The 15,721-nt window shown below is 54.9% G+C and carries 17 protein-coding genes; 11 read left to right on the forward strand and 6 right to left on the reverse strand.

Annotated elements, in window-relative coordinates; translation table 11 throughout:
* Positions 1–94: 94 nt before the first annotated feature.
* Positions 95–943, reverse strand: coding sequence for an HTH-type transcriptional activator RhaS (gene rhaS / locus G4551_RS22840; protein ID WP_003840473.1), 849 nt, complete (start codon positions 941–943; stop codon positions 95–97).
* A gap of 303 nt (positions 944–1,246) precedes the next feature.
* On the opposite strand from rhaS, the gene rhaB reads away from it, so the two are divergent.
* From rhaB to rhaM, 5 genes are all read left to right on the forward strand, one after another.
* Positions 1,247–2,716 carry a rhamnulokinase gene (gene rhaB / locus G4551_RS22845; protein WP_003840470.1) on the forward strand — a complete coding sequence of 490 codons (1,470 nt, stop codon included), beginning with the start codon at positions 1,247–1,249 and terminating at the stop codon, positions 2,714–2,716.
* Positions 2,713–3,972 carry an L-rhamnose isomerase gene (gene rhaA, locus G4551_RS22850; protein ID WP_003028731.1) on the forward strand — a complete coding sequence of 420 codons (1,260 nt, stop codon included), beginning with the start codon at positions 2,713–2,715 and terminating at the stop codon, positions 3,970–3,972. Before rhaB ends, rhaA begins: the two co-directional genes overlap by 4 nt.
* Before the next feature lie 143 nt (positions 3,973–4,115).
* Positions 4,116–4,940 (forward strand): rhamnulose-1-phosphate aldolase, encoded by an 825-nt coding sequence (rhaD, locus tag G4551_RS22855; RefSeq protein ID WP_003840465.1) that lies wholly within the window; start codon positions 4,116–4,118, stop codon positions 4,938–4,940.
* A gap of 11 nt (positions 4,941–4,951) precedes the next feature.
* Positions 4,952–6,100, forward strand: a complete 1,149-nt coding sequence (gene fucO, locus G4551_RS22860) for a lactaldehyde reductase (protein ID WP_003840463.1) — start codon at positions 4,952–4,954, stop codon at positions 6,098–6,100.
* On the forward strand, positions 6,097–6,411 hold the full coding sequence (rhaM, locus tag G4551_RS22865) for an L-rhamnose mutarotase (RefSeq protein ID WP_003840461.1): 315 nt from the start codon (positions 6,097–6,099) through the stop codon (positions 6,409–6,411). Before fucO ends, rhaM begins: the two co-directional genes overlap by 4 nt.
* A 57-nt stretch (positions 6,412–6,468) precedes the next feature.
* Here rhaM and G4551_RS22870 read toward each other — a convergent pair whose 3' ends face one another.
* Positions 6,469–7,017, reverse strand: a complete 549-nt coding sequence (locus G4551_RS22870) for a helix-turn-helix domain-containing protein (RefSeq protein WP_003028726.1) — start codon at positions 7,015–7,017, stop codon at positions 6,469–6,471.
* A 101-nt stretch (positions 7,018–7,118) separates the two neighbouring features.
* On the opposite strand from G4551_RS22870, the gene G4551_RS22875 reads away from it, so the two are divergent.
* Positions 7,119–7,778, forward strand: coding sequence for an AzlC family ABC transporter permease (locus tag G4551_RS22875; protein WP_003028720.1), 660 nt, complete (start codon positions 7,119–7,121; stop codon positions 7,776–7,778).
* Complete coding sequence (locus G4551_RS22880) at positions 7,778–8,101, forward strand: AzlD domain-containing protein (RefSeq protein ID WP_003840456.1); 324 nt, start codon at positions 7,778–7,780, stop codon at positions 8,099–8,101. Before G4551_RS22875 ends, G4551_RS22880 begins: the two co-directional genes overlap by 1 nt.
* 42 nt (positions 8,102–8,143) lie before the next feature.
* Here the strand turns inward: G4551_RS22880 and G4551_RS22885 are convergent, their stop codons facing one another.
* Both G4551_RS22885 and fdhD read right to left on the reverse strand, forming a co-directional pair.
* Positions 8,144–8,356 carry a YdgH/BhsA/McbA family protein gene (locus G4551_RS22885; protein ID WP_003825262.1) on the reverse strand — a complete coding sequence of 71 codons (213 nt, stop codon included), beginning with the start codon at positions 8,354–8,356 and terminating at the stop codon, positions 8,144–8,146.
* A gap of 128 nt (positions 8,357–8,484) precedes the next feature.
* Entirely contained in the window at positions 8,485–9,321 is an 837-nt protein-coding gene (gene fdhD / locus G4551_RS22890) for a formate dehydrogenase accessory sulfurtransferase FdhD (protein WP_003840454.1), read from the reverse strand.
* A 193-nt stretch (positions 9,322–9,514) separates the two neighbouring features.
* On the opposite strand from fdhD, the gene fdnG reads away from it, so the two are divergent.
* From fdnG to fdhE, 4 genes are read left to right on the forward strand one after another with little or no spacing between them, the layout of a single operon-like run.
* Positions 9,515–12,565, forward strand: coding sequence for a formate dehydrogenase-N subunit alpha (gene fdnG / locus G4551_RS22895; RefSeq protein WP_085951592.1), 3,051 nt, complete (start codon positions 9,515–9,517; stop codon positions 12,563–12,565).
* Positions 12,566–12,577: 12 nt separating this feature from the next.
* The gene (gene fdoH / locus G4551_RS22900; protein ID WP_003028691.1) at positions 12,578–13,480 is read left to right on the forward strand and encodes a formate dehydrogenase O subunit beta; all 903 of its coding nucleotides are present in this window, start codon (positions 12,578–12,580) and stop codon (positions 13,478–13,480) included.
* Entirely contained in the window at positions 13,477–14,112 is a 636-nt protein-coding gene (gene fdoI / locus G4551_RS22905; RefSeq protein WP_003028686.1) for a formate dehydrogenase cytochrome b556 subunit, read from the forward strand. Before fdoH ends, fdoI begins: the two co-directional genes overlap by 4 nt.
* Positions 14,109–15,038 (forward strand): formate dehydrogenase accessory protein FdhE, encoded by a 930-nt coding sequence (fdhE, locus tag G4551_RS22910; protein WP_003840450.1) that lies wholly within the window; start codon positions 14,109–14,111, stop codon positions 15,036–15,038. Before fdoI ends, fdhE begins: the two co-directional genes overlap by 4 nt.
* Before the next feature lie 36 nt (positions 15,039–15,074).
* Here fdhE and G4551_RS22915 read toward each other — a convergent pair whose 3' ends face one another.
* Both G4551_RS22915 and G4551_RS22920 read right to left on the reverse strand, forming a co-directional pair.
* A complete protein-coding gene (locus G4551_RS22915; protein WP_003840448.1) occupies positions 15,075–15,449 on the reverse strand; it encodes a type II toxin-antitoxin system VapC family toxin in 375 nt (124 codons plus the stop codon).
* Positions 15,449–15,691 carry a ribbon-helix-helix domain-containing protein gene (locus tag G4551_RS22920; RefSeq protein WP_043018956.1) on the reverse strand — a complete coding sequence of 81 codons (243 nt, stop codon included), beginning with the start codon at positions 15,689–15,691 and terminating at the stop codon, positions 15,449–15,451. The genes G4551_RS22915 and G4551_RS22920 overlap by 1 nt, the downstream gene beginning before the upstream one ends.
* Between the last annotated feature and the right edge of the window lie 30 nt (positions 15,692–15,721).

Here is a 15,721-nt window from a genome sequence, read left to right on the forward strand (position 1 = left end):
TAATCTGTAGGCCGGATAAGGCGTAGCCGCCATCCGGCGTTAAGGAACATGATTATCTGAGATTCGGCGATAAAAAACGTTGATAGCTTTCGCGTTACTGGAGGCTGCTTGCCACAACGAGATCGCGCCCCTGACGAATATCGCGTGGCGACCACTTGAACTCACGGCGAAAAAGCGTCGAAAAGTGGTTACTGTCGCCGAATCCGCAGAGATAAGCGATGTCTGTCACGCTATCATCACTGTGACGAAGCAGATGCCGAGCCTTGATCAGCCGCAAGCGGTTAAGGTAGCGCTGCGGCGTCAATCCGGTTTGCTGTTTGAGCTGGCGATGCAGAGTACGCAAAGAGAGGGAAAACTTCTCGGCCAGCGCCTCCCAACATACCTCGTCGGCAAAGTTATCTTCCAGCCACGCCATCAGGAGGTTAAGCCGCGCGTCGTTATCGGTCGCTGCTTCCATCAGGCTGCTTTTACGCAGCAGCACCAGCAACTGCATAAACAGGATCTCGCGATTTGCCGCCGTTGGTGTATCCATCCCCTCACCGAGCGCTTCCATCTGCCCCACCAGTTGTCGAACCTGCTGCAACACACCCTGATTCACCCGCCAGTGCGAAGGATACTGCCCATTCTGTTCCTGAGGTAAAAGCTGATTCAGCCCAGCCAGAAATTGAAACGCATCCGGGGAGCGATACAACACATTGGTCAGGCACAGATTGTCAGTATGTTCATATAAATGCCGGTCATGATCGCGAACGAAACACACCGTACCGCCGCTGATGGTGTAAGGCTGTCCGTTGAACACATGGATCCCCGTTCCATGTTCGACCACCACAATTTCATGAAAATCATGATGATGTTCTGGAAACGCAGGTTGAGGAAGCCGCGGTTCAATAGCCACTGGCGCTTTACCTGTCGGAAAAAAATCCACGCAATGCAATATCGTCATGATGACATCCTTCCCGATCAAATGAACATGGCTGAATAGTAATTAAGGGTTATCACCCTCACCTTAAATTTTTGACGCCAAAGTGCGTAAACACGGTCAATTCTTCAAGAAATGGCGGGAAAGATCGGGAATTGCGGAAGACGTCACATCCGCTAAAACCGACCCTATTAATAGAAATTGTGAACAGCATCACGTTCACCTTTGCCATGTTGCCAGCCGCTAATTGTGGCTGTCACTGTCAAGAAGGTACGCGTTATCTGGGGTTCTTAGACTGAGTGCAATAAAACTCAGAAGGACCTCGCTATGACTTTTCGCCATTGTGTCGCAGTCGATCTCGGCGCATCCAGTGGGCGCGTAATGCTGGCGCGTTACAACAGTGAACACCGCACCCTGACGCTGCGTGAAATCCACCGCTTCGTGAACTGCCTGCAAAAAACAGACGGTTTTGACACCTGGGACATCGACAGCCTGGAAAACGATATTCGTCTTGGCCTGAAAAAAGTCTGCGATGAAGGCATTCGGATAGACAGCATCGGCATTGATACCTGGGGCGTGGATTACGTTCTGATCGATAACGTCGGTCAACGTGTCGGTCTGCCGGTCTCTTACCGTGACAGCCGCACGACCGGCATTATGGCGCAAGCGATGGCGCAGCCGGGTAAAGGTGAAATTTACCGCCGTAGCGGCATTCAGTTTCTGCCCTTTAACACCCTGTATCAGTTGCGTGCGCTGGTTGAACAACAGCCAGAACTGCTCCCGCAGGTGGCCCATGCCCTGCTGATCCCCGACTACTTCAGCTTTCGCCTGACCGGCAAAATGAACTGGGAATACACCAATGCCACCACCACCCAGTTAGTCAATATTAATACCGACGACTGGGATGACACTCTGCTGGCGTGGACCGGAGCAGACAAAGCCTGGTTTGGTCGTCCGACGCATCCGGGGAACGTAATTGGTCACTGGATTTGCCCGCAGAAAAATCAAATTCCGGTCGTAGCCGTCGCCAGTCACGACACGGCCAGCGCGGTCATTGCTTCTCCGCTGGCCGACAAAAACAGCGCCTATCTTTCTTCCGGGACCTGGTCGCTGATGGGCTTTGAGAGCAGAACGCCGTATACCAACGATGCGGCACTGGCGGCGAATATCACCAACGAAGGCGGCGCGGAAGGGCGCTACCGTGTCCTGAAAAATATTATGGGGCTGTGGCTGCTCCAGCGCGTATTAAAAGAGCGCCAGATTTCCGACCTGCCAACGCTTATCAGCCAAACGCAAGCGCTGCCGGCTTGTCAATTCCTGATAAACCCGAACGACGATCGCTTTATCAACCCCGACGATATGAGTGCAGAAATTCAGGCAGCATGCCGTGAATCAGGCCAACCCGTACCCCTGCAAAACGCCGAACTGGCGCGCTGTATCTTCGACAGCCTGGCGTTGCTGTACGCCGACATCCTGCAAGAGCTGGCACAACTGCGTGGTGCAGCATTTAGCCAACTGCACATTGTCGGTGGCGGCTGCCAGAACACCTTACTGAACCAGTTGTGCGCGGATGCCTGCGGTATTCGCGTGATGTCCGGGCCAATTGAGGCCTCCACGCTCGGCAATATTGGCATCCAGCTGATGACGCTGGACGAGCTGAACAACGTTGATGATTTCCGTCAGGTGGTGCGCGCTAACTACGAACTGACCACCTTCATTCCCAATCCTGAAAGTGAAATTGCCCGCTACCAGGCGCAGTTTCAATCACTACGACAGACAAAGGAGCTTTGCGCATGACCACTCAACTTGAACAAGCCTGGGAACTGGCAAAACTGCGTTTTGCCGCGGTAGGCATTGATGTCGAGGCGGCCTTACGCCAGCTCGATCGTCTGCCGGTCTCCATGCACTGCTGGCAGGGCGATGATGTCGCCGGTTTCGAAAATCCGGAAGGTTCGCTCACTGGCGGTATTCAGGCTACCGGTAACTATCCGGGTAAAGCGCGTAACGCCACCGAACTGCGGGCCGATCTGGAGCAGGCGCTGAGCCTGATTCCGGGTCCAAAACGTCTGAATTTGCACGCGATCTATCTGGAATCTGATACGCCGGTTGCCCGCGATCAAATCAAACCTGAGCACTTTAAAAACTGGGTGGAGTGGGCGAAAGCGAATCAGTTAGGACTGGATTTCAACCCATCCTGCTTCTCACACCCGCTGAGCGCCGACGGTTTCACGCTGGCCCACGCCGATGACACCATTCGCCAGTTCTGGATCGATCACTGCAAAGCCAGCCGTCGCGTCTCGGCGTATTTTGGCGAGCAGTTGGGTACGCCATCAGTGATGAACATCTGGATCCCGGATGGCATGAAAGACATCACTGTTGATCGTTTAGCGCCGCGCCAGCGTCTGCTGGACGCGCTGGACGAAGTGATCAGCGAGAAACTCGACCCGGCGCACCATATCGATGCCGTCGAAAGCAAGCTGTTTGGCATCGGTGCGGAAAGCTACACCGTGGGCTCTAACGAGTTCTACATGGGTTACGCCACCAGTCGCCAGACGGCGCTGTGTCTGGATGCGGGTCATTTCCATCCGACCGAAGTGATTTCCGACAAAATCTCCGCCGCCATGCTGTACGTGCCGCGCCTGCTGCTGCATGTCAGCCGTCCAGTGCGTTGGGACAGCGATCACGTGGTGCTGCTGGATGATGAAACGCAGGCGATTGCCAGCGAGATCGTGCGCCACAACCTGTTTGACCGCGTACACATCGGCCTCGACTTCTTCGACGCCTCCATTAACCGCATCGCCGCGTGGGTGATCGGTACCCGCAATATGAAAAAAGCCCTGCTGCGCGCGCTGTTAGAACCGACCGAGCAACTGCGCCAGCTCGAAGCCAGCGGCGACTACACCGCACGCCTGGCCCTGCTGGAAGAGCAAAAATCGCTGCCGTGGCAGGCCGTCTGGGAGATGTATTGCCAGCGTCACGACACGCCAGCGGGCAGCCAGTGGCTGGATAGCGTGCGCACTTATGAAAAAGAGATTTTGAGCAAACGTAGCTAACCGTGACGCCAGGCTTGTAGGCCGGATAAGACGCCCCGCGTCGCCATCCGGCAATGAATGAAACACGATTGCCGGATGGTGCTTCGCTTATCCGGCCTACGTAAGACCCGATAACGTTCGGGCAATAAACAGGAACACCGAACATGCAAAACATTACTACTTCCTGGTTCGTCCAGGGGATGATCAAAGCCACTTCTGATGCGTGGCTGAAAGGCTGGGACGAGCGTAACGGCGGTAACCTGACGCTGCGTCTTGATGAAGCAGATATCGCGCCATTTAGCGCCGATTTCCACGAAAAACCACGCTATATCGCGCTGAGTCAGCCGATGCCGCTGCTGGCGAATACGCCGTTTATCGTCACCGGTTCGGGGAAATTTTTCCGCAACGTCCAGCTCGATCCAGCAGCCAATTTGGGCGTGGTGAAAATCGACAGCGACGGTGCGGGCTACCACATCCTCTGGGGCCTGACTCACGAGGCCGTACCGACCTCTGAACTGCCGGCTCACTTCCTCTCTCACTGCGAACGCATTAAAGCGACGAACGGTAAAGACCGCGTGATCATGCACTGCCATGCCACCAACCTGATTGCTCTGACCTACGTGCTGGAAAACAACACCGCGCTGATTACCCGCAAGCTGTGGGAAGGCAGTACCGAGTGCCTGGTGGTGTTCCCGGATGGCGTTGGCATTCTGCCGTGGATGGTGCCAGGTACAGATGAAATTGGTCAGGCGACCGCCGAGGAAATGCAGAAACACTCGCTGGTACTGTGGCCATTCCACGGCGTGTTCGGCAGTGGACCCACCCTCGACGAAGCGTTCGGTTTGATCGATACCGCAGAGAAATCCGCTGAGGTTCTGGTCAAGATTTACTCGATGGGCGGTATAAAGCAGACCATCACGCGTGAAGAACTGGTCGCACTCGGCAAACGTTTTGGTGTGACGCCGCTGGCAAGCGCACTGGCATTGTAAGGAGAATAATGATGAGCTTTATGTTGGCACTGCCAAAAATTAGCCTGCATGGCGCCGGCGCGATTGCCGATATGGCGAACCTCGTGGCGAATAAACAATGGGGCAAAGCGCTGATCGTCACCGATGGTCAACTGGTAAAGCTGGGCCTGCTGGATAGCCTGTTTGCTGCGCTGGATGAACATCAGATGTCTTACCACCTGTTTGATGAGGTGTTTCCAAACCCGACGGAAGAGCTGGTGCAGAAAGGTTTCGCGGCGTATCAGAACGCAGAATGTGACTACATTATTGCCTTCGGTGGCGGTAGCCCGATCGATACGGCTAAAGCGGTGAAGATCCTGACCGCCAACCCCGGCCCTTCTACCGCTTACTCCGGCGTAGGCAAAGTGAAAAATGCAGGTGTACCGCTGGTCGCCATCAATACCACCGCCGGAACGGCAGCAGAGATGACCAGCAACGCGGTCATTATCGACTCTGCCCGTAAGGTCAAAGAGGTGATCATCGACCCGAATATCATCCCGGATATCGCCGTGGATGACGCCAGCGTCATGCTGGACATTCCGGCATCCGTCACCGCCGCAACCGGTATGGACGCCTTAACCCACGCGGTGGAAGCCTATGTTTCCGTTGGTGCGCATCCGCTCACCGACGCTAACGCGCTGGAAGCGATTCGCCTGATCAACCTGTGGCTACCAAAAGCGGTCGACGACGGTCATAATCTCGACGCTCGTGAGCAAATGGCGTTTGGTCAGTATCTGGCGGGGATGGCCTTTAACAGCGCTGGTCTCGGTCTGGTGCATGCTCTGGCGCACCAGCCGGGCGCAACCCATAATCTGCCACACGGCGTCTGCAACGCCATCCTGCTGCCGGTAATCGAAAACTTTAACCGTCCAAACGCCGTGGCGCGCTTTGCCCGCGTGGCGCAGGCGATGGGCGTCGATACCCGTGACATGAGCGATGAAGCGGCAAGTATGGAGGCCATCAACGCGATTCGTGCACTCAGCAAGCGTGTCGGTATTCCTGCGGGCTTTAGTTCACTTGGCGTGACGAAAGAGGATATTGAGGGCTGGCTGGATAAAGCGTTGGCCGATCCGTGTGCGCCGTGCAACCCGCGCACCGCCAGCCGCGACGAGGTCCGCGAGCTGTATCTGGAGGCGTTATGATTCGCAAGGCCTTTATAATGCAGGTGAATGCCGACGCGCACGTTGAGTACCAGCGTCGTCATAACCCCATCTGGCCAGAACTGGAAACAGTGCTGAAAGAACATGGCGCCCATCACTACGCGATTTATCTCGATCAGGCGCGCAATCTGCTGTTCGCCACCGTTGAGATTGAGTCCGAAGAACGCTGGAATGCCGTTGCCAGCACCGACGTTTGCCAACGTTGGTGGAAGCATATGCGCGACGTAATGCCGACCAACCCAGACAACAGTCCGGTCAGCGCAGAGCTAAAAGAAGTGTTTTATTTGCAGTAGTCTTGTAGGCCGGATAAGGCGCTAACGCGCCGCATCCGGCACAACGCAACATAACAGTTAGTTCTGCTCAGAAACCAGAATCGCCTGGGTGTCAGGCTCCAGCGCTTTAAAGATATGCGCCTGGTCAGCGGGGTAACAAATATAGTCGCCCTCGCCTAACTCCTCCGGTGCTTCCGTCAATCCCACCATCGCTTTACCCTGCGTCACGATGATGTGTTCAACCGATCCCGGCGGATGCGGCTGTGAAATCCGATCCGCACCCGGCTGCGTCAGCAGCAGATAGATATCCCGCCGTGCCCCCGGTGGGCAGGCGGCCAGTAAAATGGCCTGATAGTGGGCCTGCTCAGCCACAACTTTTGTTCCTTCGCCGCGGCGAATCACCTGCGTTTTTTGTTCCTGCGGCTCCAGCAGGCGCGCAAAGGGAATATCCAACGCCACACACAGCGACCAGAGCGTTTCCAGGCTAGGATTGCCATTGCCCGCTTCCAATTGCGAGAGTGTCGATTTTGCAATCCCTGCGCGACGGGCAATCTCTGCCAATGACAAACCGGTGCGCTGACGTTCACGCACCAGGCTTTTCGCGATCATACTGATGGGCTGGGTCATTCACGACTCCATGTTCTTTATATCGAACGAATCGTTCGACTTGTAATATTAACTGGTCGCGTTCATTATAATGGAAATTCGTTCGATATGGCTAAAATGGTATGAAACATTATTTTTCCAGTCTCAAAGGCGACACAATAAAAGCAATATTTTTAGTCTGTCTGGCCGTCGGCGTAGTCGGCATGTCATACGGCTCGCTGGCAATGGCCTACGGCTTCCCGCTGTGGGTACCGTTTGTGCTCTCTATTACCGTGCTGGCGGGTGCATCCGAGTTTATGTTTATCGGCATCGTCGCCAGCGGCGGTAACCCACTGGCGGCTGCGGCTGCCGGTTTACTGGTCAACGCCCGACACATCCCGTTTGGCGTCACGGTGCGCGATCTTGTGGGCTCCCGGGCTGCGAGTTTCCTCGGCTGTCATATCATGAACGACGAAAGCGTAGTATTCGGCCTGTCGCAAAAAACACCCGAACAACGTAAAGCAGCCTATTGGCTGTGCGGTCTGGGCGTCGCTATTTTCTGGCCTGTTGGCACACTGATCGGCGCGGGCGTCGGCAAACTGCTCCCCGCCCCGGAAACCATCGGTCTGGATGCCGTCTTCCCTGCAATTTTATTGGCCTTAGTGGTCCCGGCCTTTAAAAACCGCACCACACTGATTCGCGCCTGTAGCGGTGCCGGGTTGTCGCTTGCCGCCATCCCCTTTGCGCCGGTCGGTTTACCGGTTTTGCTCTCACTGTTTGGCTTACTGACGAGGAAAAAATAATGGGCAACATGACGCTGTTTATCGTCGGTATCGCCATCTTATCTCTGGGAACCTATTTAATGCGTTTAGGCGGAGCGAAGCTTGGGAGTCGTTTAGCGTTCTCGGAACGCTCGCAGGCGCTGCTTTCCGACGCCGCAACGGTATTACTGTTCTCCGTTGCGCTGGCGACCACCTTTTACGAAGGCGAACACTTTGCCGGTATGGCGCGGGTTCTTGGGGTTGGCTTCGCGGTATTTCTCGCCTGGCGCAAGCTGCCGCTAATCGTGGTGATCGTTGCCGCCGCGGTGGTGACCGCATTGCTGCGAATAGCGGGCATAAACTAAAAAAGCGCCTCAAGGGCGCTCTTTCGACAGTACTGAGGTATCTTATTTCAGCAGTTCAGCAGTCATGTGCACGCGGTTGCCGGTATAAGCCTGAGTGATTTTATAATCGCTGGCGCCTGCACGTTCAGCCTGGGCGGCAATTTTTGCTTCAGCACTTTCCAGCGTAGAACCGGTTGCGGTAACTGTCTGAGCAGCGAAAGAACCGAAAGAAGTAGCCAGAGCGATAACTGCGACAAAAGTTTTGATGCTTTTCATGATATAAACCCTTTAACTTAGTTGTTTGAGTAAGGCACCGTGCCTTGATGTGATAAATAATAGCCCTCACATCGCACAACTAAAAGCGGAAGGATTTGCCAGTCTTATTCAAAATAATTGAATAATTGTTATTCAGCTATCAGACGCTCGGGGTGTGTATAAATCGTCGCCCTGCCCGGTTTGCAAAAACCCACCAGCGTCAGGTTGCAGCGCTCGGCAACTTCTACCGCCAGCGTTGTCGCCGCAGAAACAGCAAACAGGATCTCCACGCCGCACATCGCCGACTTCTGCACCATCTCGTAGCTGGCCCGGCTGGAGACTAATACCGCGCCCTGTTGCCAGGTTTCCCCTTCGATTGCGCGTCGCCCCAGCAGTTTATCCAGCGCAACATGACGCCCAACATCTTCATGCCCGCCCGCCAGATGACCTGACGGCTGTACCCAGGCAGCCGCGTGTGTGCAGCCTGTCAGTTGCCCCACGGGTTGAAAATTATTGAGATGGCGTAAAGCGTGATCGAGATTCGCCAGATCGAATGTCTGGGTAAACGGCAGCGGCTGGACTGGCTTGCCAATGTCATTGAGCTGCTCCACGCCACAAACGCCGCAACCGGTGCGACCGGCCAGCGCGCGACGACGTTCCTTCAGCCCCATAAATCGGCGACTGGACAGCTCAACCTGCACTTCTAATCCGTTACAGGAAGGAACCACTTCCATTGCGTAGATATCCTGCGGGCGCTCAATAATGCCTTCAGAAAGTGAAAAGCCCATCGCAAAGTGCTCAAGATCTTTCGGTGACGCCATCATCACCACGTGCGAAATCCCGTTGTAAACCAGCGCAACCGGTACTTCTTCAGCGACGACATCCGGCTGAGGATGTTGCAAATCCTCGCGTTTCCAGAGGGTCAACTGGCGCGATCCTGTCAAAGTCGTCACATTTTTGATGTTTTCTCGAATAATCTTATTCACTTTCTTTTAACCATATTGGAACACGCATACCAACATTGTGGTATTCTTTACAAACCCCTCCTGGAGGGAGGGAAATTCACCCAATTCTGGACCTTTGCGGTCCCGTCCGCAAAGAAAAATAACAACCACTTCCCTCACGCTCGAGTAACGGAAAAGTGAAGGGAACGTGACAATGTCGAAAAAGGAGCAAACCATGCAGGTCAGCAGAAGGCAGTTCTTTAAGATCTGCGCTGGCGGTATGGCAGGCACCACGGCAGCGGCACTGGGTTTTGCACCCGGCGTAGCGCTCGCGGAAACACGGCAATATAAACTGCTGCGTACCCGCGAAACCCGTAACACCTGCACTTACTGTTCCGTTGGCTGTGGACTGTTAATGTACAGTCTCGGTGACGGAGCAAAAAACGCCAAAGCATCCATCTTCCATATCGAAGGGGACCCGGATCACCCGGTGAACCGTGGCGCGTTGTGCCCGAAAGGGGCAGGACTTGTGGACTTCATCCACTCCGAAAGTCGCCTGAAATTCCCGGAATACCGCGCACCAGGCTCTGATAAGTGGCAACAGATTAGCTGGGATGAGGCATTTGACCGCATCGCTAAGCTGATGAAAGAAGACCGTGACGCAAACTACGTTGCACAAAACGCCGAAGGCGTAACCGTTAACCGCTGGCTTTCCACTGGGATGCTGTGTGCTTCCGCTTCCAGTAACGAAACCGGCTATTTAACGCAAAAATTCTCCCGCGCGCTCGGTATGCTCGCGGTCGACAACCAGGCACGCGTCTGACACGGACCAACGGTAGCAAGTCTTGCTCCAACATTTGGTCGCGGTGCGATGACCAACCACTGGGTCGATATTAAAAACGCCAACCTCGTTGTGGTGATGGGCGGTAACGCCGCTGAAGCTCACCCGGTCGGATTCCGCTGGGCGATGGAAGCTAAAATTCACAACGGCGCGAAGCTGATTGTGATCGATCCGCGCTTTACGCGAACCGCAGCGGTGGCTGATTTCTATGCGCCGATTCGTTCCGGTACTGACATTGCTTTCCTGTCAGGCGTCTTGCTGTACCTGCTGAACAACGAAAAATTCAACCGCGAATACACTGAGGCCTATACCAACGCCAGCCTGATCGTGCGTGAGGATTACGGTTTCGAAGATGGCCTGTTCACTGGCTACGACGCGGACAAACGCAAGTATGACAAAACCAGCTGGAACTACGAGCTGGATGAAAAAGGCTTCGCCAAACGCGATGTCACCCTGCAACACCCGCGCTGCGTGTGGAACCTGCTGAAACAGCACGTCTCCCGCTACACGCCGGACGTTGTAGAAAATATCTGCGGTACGCCAAAGGCTGACTTCCTGAAGGTCTGTGAGTACATCGCAGAAACCAGTGCCAAAGATAAAACCGCGTCGTTCCTGTACGCCCTTGGCTGGACACAACACTCCGTAGGTGCGCAGAACATCCGTACCATGGCGATGATCCAGTTGCTGCTTGGCAACATGGGGATGGCCGGCGGCGGTGTTAACGCCCTGCGCGGTCACTCCAACATTCAGGGTCTGACCGACTTAGGCCTGCTGTCACAAAGCCTGCCGGGCTATATGACGCTGCCGAGCGAAAAACAGACTGACCTGCAAACCTACCTTGCCGCCAACACGCCAAAACCGTTGCTGGAAGGTCAGGTGAACTACTGGGGTAACTACCCGAAATTCTTCGTTTCGATGATGAAAGCCTTCTTTGGCGATAAAGCGACAGCGGAAAACAGCTGGGGCTTCGACTTGCTGCCGAAGTGGGATAAAGGGTACGACGTGCTGCAGTACTTCGAGATGATGAACCAGGGCAAAGTGAATGGCTATATCTGCCAGGGCTTTAACCCGGTCGCGTCATTCCCGAATAAAAACAAGGTCGTGGCTTCACTGTCCAAACTGAAATTCCTGGTCACCATTGACCCACTCAACACCGAAACGTCTACCTTCTGGCAGAACCACGGTGAGTCGAACGATGTTGACCCGTCGAAAATCCAGACCGAAGTATTCCGTCTGCCGTCCACCTGCTTCGCCGAAGAGAACGGTTCTATCGTCAACTCCGGTCGCTGGTTGCAGTGGCACTGGAAAGGCGCGGACGCCCCGGGGATTGCCGTTACCGATGGTGAAATCCTCGCCGGTATCTTCCTGCGCATGCGCAAGATGTATGCCGAGCAGGGTGGCGCGAACCCGGAACAGGTGCTGAGCATGACCTGGAACTACTCCACACCACACGAACCGGCTTCGGAAGAAGTGGCGATGGAGAGCAACGGTAAAGCGCTGGCCGACATTACCGACCCGGCAACAGGTGCAGTCATCGTCAAGAAAGGCCAACAGCTTAGCTCGTTCGCCCAACTACGAGACGACGGCACCACTTCCAGCGGCTGTTGGATTTTTGCCGGTAGCTGGACGCCGGAAGGTAACCAGATGGCACGTCGCGATAACGCCGACCCATCAGGCCTTGGCAACACGCTGGGCTGGGCATGGGCGTGGCCGCTCAACCGACGCATTCTGTATAACCGCGCGTCTGCTGACCCGCAGGGGAATCCGTGGGATCCAAAACGTCAGATCCTGAAATGGGATGGGGCGAAATGGAGCGGGATGGATATTCCGGACTACAGCGCCGCCGCACCTGGCAGCAACGTTGGGCCGTTCATCATGCAGCCGGAAGGGATGGGACGCCTGTTTGCTATCGATAAGATGGCGGAAGGTCCGTTCCCGGAACACTACGAGCCGTTTGAAACGCCGCTAGGGACTAACCCGCTGCACCCGAACGTCATCTCTAACCCTGCCGCGCGCATCTTTAAAGGTGACGCGGAAGCACTGGGTAAAGCAGATAAATTCCCGTACGTCGGTACGACCTATCGTCTGACCGAGCACTTCCACTACTGGACCAAGCATGCGCTGCTCAATGCCATCGCACAGCCGGAACAGTTTGTGGAAATTGGCGAGAAGCTGGCGAATAAGCTCGGTATCTCTCATGGCGATACCGTCAAAGTCTCCTCTAACCGCGGCTACATTAAAGCCAAAGCAGTGGTGACTAAACGTATTCGCACGCTGAAGGCCAACGGTCAGGATATCGACACCATCGGTATTCCGATTCACTGGGGCTACGAAGGTGTGGCGAAAAAAGGCTTTATCGCTAACACGTTAACGCCATTCGTCGGTGATGCGAACACGCAGACGCCGGAATTTAAGTCCTTCCTCGTGAACGTGGAAAAGGTGTAACGGAGACGACCTATGGCTTATCAATCGCAAGACATCATTCGTCGTTCCGCCACTAACGGTTTCACCCCCGCGCCTCAGGCGCGGGATCACCAGGAAGAGGTGGCGAAGCTTATCGACGTCACCACCTGTATCGGCTGTAAAGCGTGTCAGGTGGCCTGTTCGGAATGGAACGACATCCGTGATGAAGTGGGCAACAACGTTGGGGTGTACGACAACCCGGCTGATTTGACCGCTAAATCCTGGACGGTAATGCGCTTCTCAGAAGTGGAACAAAACGACAAACTGGAGTGGCTTATCCGCAAGGATGGCTGTATGCACTGTGCCGATCCGGGCTGCCTGAAGGCGTGTCCGGCTGAAGGTGCAATCATTCAGTATGCCAACGGTATCGTCGACTTCCAGTCCGAGCAGTGTATCGGCTGTGGCTACTGTATCGCAGGCTGTCCGTTCGACGTGCCGCGCCTCAACCCGGAAGACAACCGCGTCTACAAATGTACGCTGTGCGTTGACCGTGTCGTGGTCGGGCAAGAACCGGCCTGCGTGAAAACCTGCCCAACCGGCGCGATTCATTTCGGTACTAAAGAGTCGATGAAAACGCTGGCAGGCGAGCGTGTGGCGGAGCTGAAAACGCGTGGTTACGAAAACGCGGGTCTGTACGATCCGGCAGGCGTTGGCGGTACGCACGTCATGTACGTATTGCACCATGCTGACAAGCCGAATCTGTATCACGGCCTGCCGGAGAACCCGGAAATCAGCGCCACCGTGAAATTCTGGAAAGGCATCTGGAAACCTCTCGCAGCCGTCGGCTTCGCAGCGACATTTGCGGCCAGTATCTTCCACTACGTCGGTGTAGGCCCGAACCGCGCGGAAGAGGAAGAAGACAACCTGCATGAAGAAAAAGACGAGGTGCGCAAATGAAACGACGTGACACCATCGTGCGCTACACGGCGCCGGAACGCATCAACCACTGGATCACCGCCTTCTGCTTCATTCTGGCGGCAGTGAGCGGGATGGGCTTTCTCTTCCCGTCTTTTAACTGGCTGATGCACATCATGGGCACTCCGCAACTGGCGCGAATTGTGCACCCGTTTGTCGGCGTGATCATGTTTGCCTCGTTTATCATCATGTTTTTCCGTTACTGGCACCACAATCTAATCAATCGGGATGATATCTTTTGGGCGAAGAATATTCGTAAGATTGTCGTCAACGAGGAAGTAGGTGACACGGGACGTTATAACTTCGGCCAGAAATGCGTATTCTGGGCGGCGATTATCTTCCTGGTCCTGTTGCTGGTGAGCGGAGTGGTCATCTGGCGTCCGTATTTTGCACCTGCTTTCTCAATCCCGGTGATCCGATTCGCGTTAATGCTGCATTCATTTGCCGCAGTAGCGCTAATTGTGGTTATCATGGTGCACATTTACGCCGCCCTTTGGGTGAAAGGCACCATTACCGCGATGGTGGAAGGATGGGTTACCAGCTCATGGGCGAAGAAACATCACCCGCGCTGGTACCGTGAAGTCCGCCAGAAACAGGAAAAGTCATCTGAATGAGTATTCGCATAATCCCGCAAGATGAGCTGGAGAAGAGCGAGAAACGCACGGCGGATATGATTCCGCCGTTATTATTCCCCAGACTCAAAAATTTGTATAACCGCCGCGCTGAGCGCCTGCGCGAGCTGGCCGAGAGCAACCCGCTGGGCGACTACCTGCGCTTTGCCGCGCTGATCGCCCACGCGCAGGAAGTGGTGCTGTACGACCATCCGCTGCAGATGGATCTGACCGCGCGCATCAAAGAAGCGAACGATCAGGGCAAACCGCCGCTGGATATCCACGTCCTGCCACGCGACAAGCACTGGCAAAAGCTGCTGCAGTCGTTGATTGCTGAGCTGAAGCCAGAGATGAGCGGTCCCGCGTTAGCGGTGATCGAGAATCTGGAAAAAGCCTCAGAGCAAGAACTGGAGCTAATGGCCAGCGCGCTGTTTGCCTCTGATTTTGCCTCCGTCAGCAGCGACAAAGCACCGTTCATTTGGGCTGCCCTGTCGCTCTACTGGGCGCAGATGGCAAGCCTGATCCCCGGCAAAGCCCGTGCGGAATACGGTGAACAGCGTCAGTACTGCCCGGTGTGTGGTTCAATGCCGGTCTCCAGCATGGTGCAAATCGGTACCACCCAGGGTCTGCGTTATCTGCACTGCAACCTGTGCGAAACCGAGTGGCACGTGGTGCGCGTGAAGTGCAGCAACTGCGAGCAGAGCCGTGATTTGAACTACTGGTCACTGGATAACGAACAGGCGGCAATCAAAGCTGAAAGCTGCGGCGACTGCGGGACTTACCTGAAGATTCTCTATCAGGAAAAAGACCCGAAAGTCGAAGCCGTGGCCGACGATCTCGCCTCACTGATGCTGGACGCGCACATGGAGCAAGAGGGCTTTGCCCGCAGCTCCATCAACCCGTTCCTGTTCCCGGGTGAAGGGGAGTAAGTTCTTCGCACTACCGGGCGGCGTAAGTCGCCCGGGTTATAATGTATACGGTGTGACCACACCGGATAGGCCTGCAAAATCCTTAGTATTTCGCGTAACCAGCGTAAGACGATGAATCTGTGCTGTTGCCAAAATAATGGCATCCGGCAATTTCATCCCAAATTCCTGTCTGATACTCACGCTTCGTTCAGCAATATCCTGTGAAACGCCGATCACGTTAAAAGCACCTAGCGCAACACGAGTACGGGCTTCCTGATGGTATTTTTTTGCACCCACCATCACCTCCATCCATGTAATGAGGCTGATTGCATTCTGCGGCGGCCATGTTTCTATCGCTAGTTTTGCTTCATTTCTCCCACTAAACAGATCGATGAGGATGTTGGTATCAAAAAGCGCGGATCCTTTGACCATTACCATTCCTCACGGAGTTTACGCTGGTATTCAACACCATCTTCCTCACAGCCTTGCCACAGCCCAAGAGCACGTGAAATTGTGGTTTCAGCCTGATCCTGCCTCTCAAGATACTGTTCAACGGCCTCCCGTAAAAGTTCTGCTCGCGGCAGGTTGCGCTGCACCTTGAGATCATCAAGACGTTTAATCACTTCATCTGATAAATCGAGTAAAATTCTGCCCATATCCATCCCAGCCATCATACTCATATATACCTCCAGTATATCATCAGC

It is taken from the genome of Citrobacter freundii ATCC 8090 = MTCC 1658 = NBRC 12681, assembly GCF_011064845.1.
GTDB lineage: Bacteria > Pseudomonadota > Gammaproteobacteria > Enterobacterales > Enterobacteriaceae > Citrobacter > Citrobacter freundii.

Bases quoted from the DNA above. Each gene is read 5' to 3' on its own strand.
- fdhE (WP_003840450.1), top strand. From the start codon at position 14,109: ATGAGTATTCGCATAATCCCGCAAGATGAGCTGGAGAAGAGCGAGAAA.
- rhaD (WP_003840465.1), top strand. From the start codon at position 4,116: ATGCAAAACATTACTACTTCCTGGTTCGTCCAGGGGATGATCAAAGCC.
- fdoI (WP_003028686.1), top strand. From the start codon at position 13,477: ATGAAACGACGTGACACCATCGTGCGCTACACGGCGCCGGAACGCATC.
- G4551_RS22870 (WP_003028726.1), bottom strand. From the start codon at position 7,017: ATGACCCAGCCCATCAGTATGATCGCGAAAAGCCTGGTGCGTGAACGT.
- G4551_RS22885 (WP_003825262.1), bottom strand. From the start codon at position 8,356: ATGAAAAGCATCAAAACTTTTGTCGCAGTTATCGCTCTGGCTACTTCT.
- G4551_RS22920 (WP_043018956.1), bottom strand. From the start codon at position 15,691: ATGATGGCTGGGATGGATATGGGCAGAATTTTACTCGATTTATCAGAT.
- rhaS (WP_003840473.1), bottom strand. From the start codon at position 943: ATGACGATATTGCATTGCGTGGATTTTTTTCCGACAGGTAAAGCGCCA.
- G4551_RS22875 (WP_003028720.1), top strand. From the start codon at position 7,119: ATGAAACATTATTTTTCCAGTCTCAAAGGCGACACAATAAAAGCAATA.
- rhaA (WP_003028731.1), top strand. From the start codon at position 2,713: ATGACCACTCAACTTGAACAAGCCTGGGAACTGGCAAAACTGCGTTTT.
- G4551_RS22880 (WP_003840456.1), top strand. From the start codon at position 7,778: ATGGGCAACATGACGCTGTTTATCGTCGGTATCGCCATCTTATCTCTG.
- G4551_RS22915 (WP_003840448.1), bottom strand. From the start codon at position 15,449: ATGGTCAAAGGATCCGCGCTTTTTGATACCAACATCCTCATCGATCTG.
- rhaB (WP_003840470.1), top strand. From the start codon at position 1,247: ATGACTTTTCGCCATTGTGTCGCAGTCGATCTCGGCGCATCCAGTGGG.
- rhaM (WP_003840461.1), top strand. From the start codon at position 6,097: ATGATTCGCAAGGCCTTTATAATGCAGGTGAATGCCGACGCGCACGTT.
- fdoH (WP_003028691.1), top strand. From the start codon at position 12,578: ATGGCTTATCAATCGCAAGACATCATTCGTCGTTCCGCCACTAACGGT.
- fucO (WP_003840463.1), top strand. From the start codon at position 4,952: ATGAGCTTTATGTTGGCACTGCCAAAAATTAGCCTGCATGGCGCCGGC.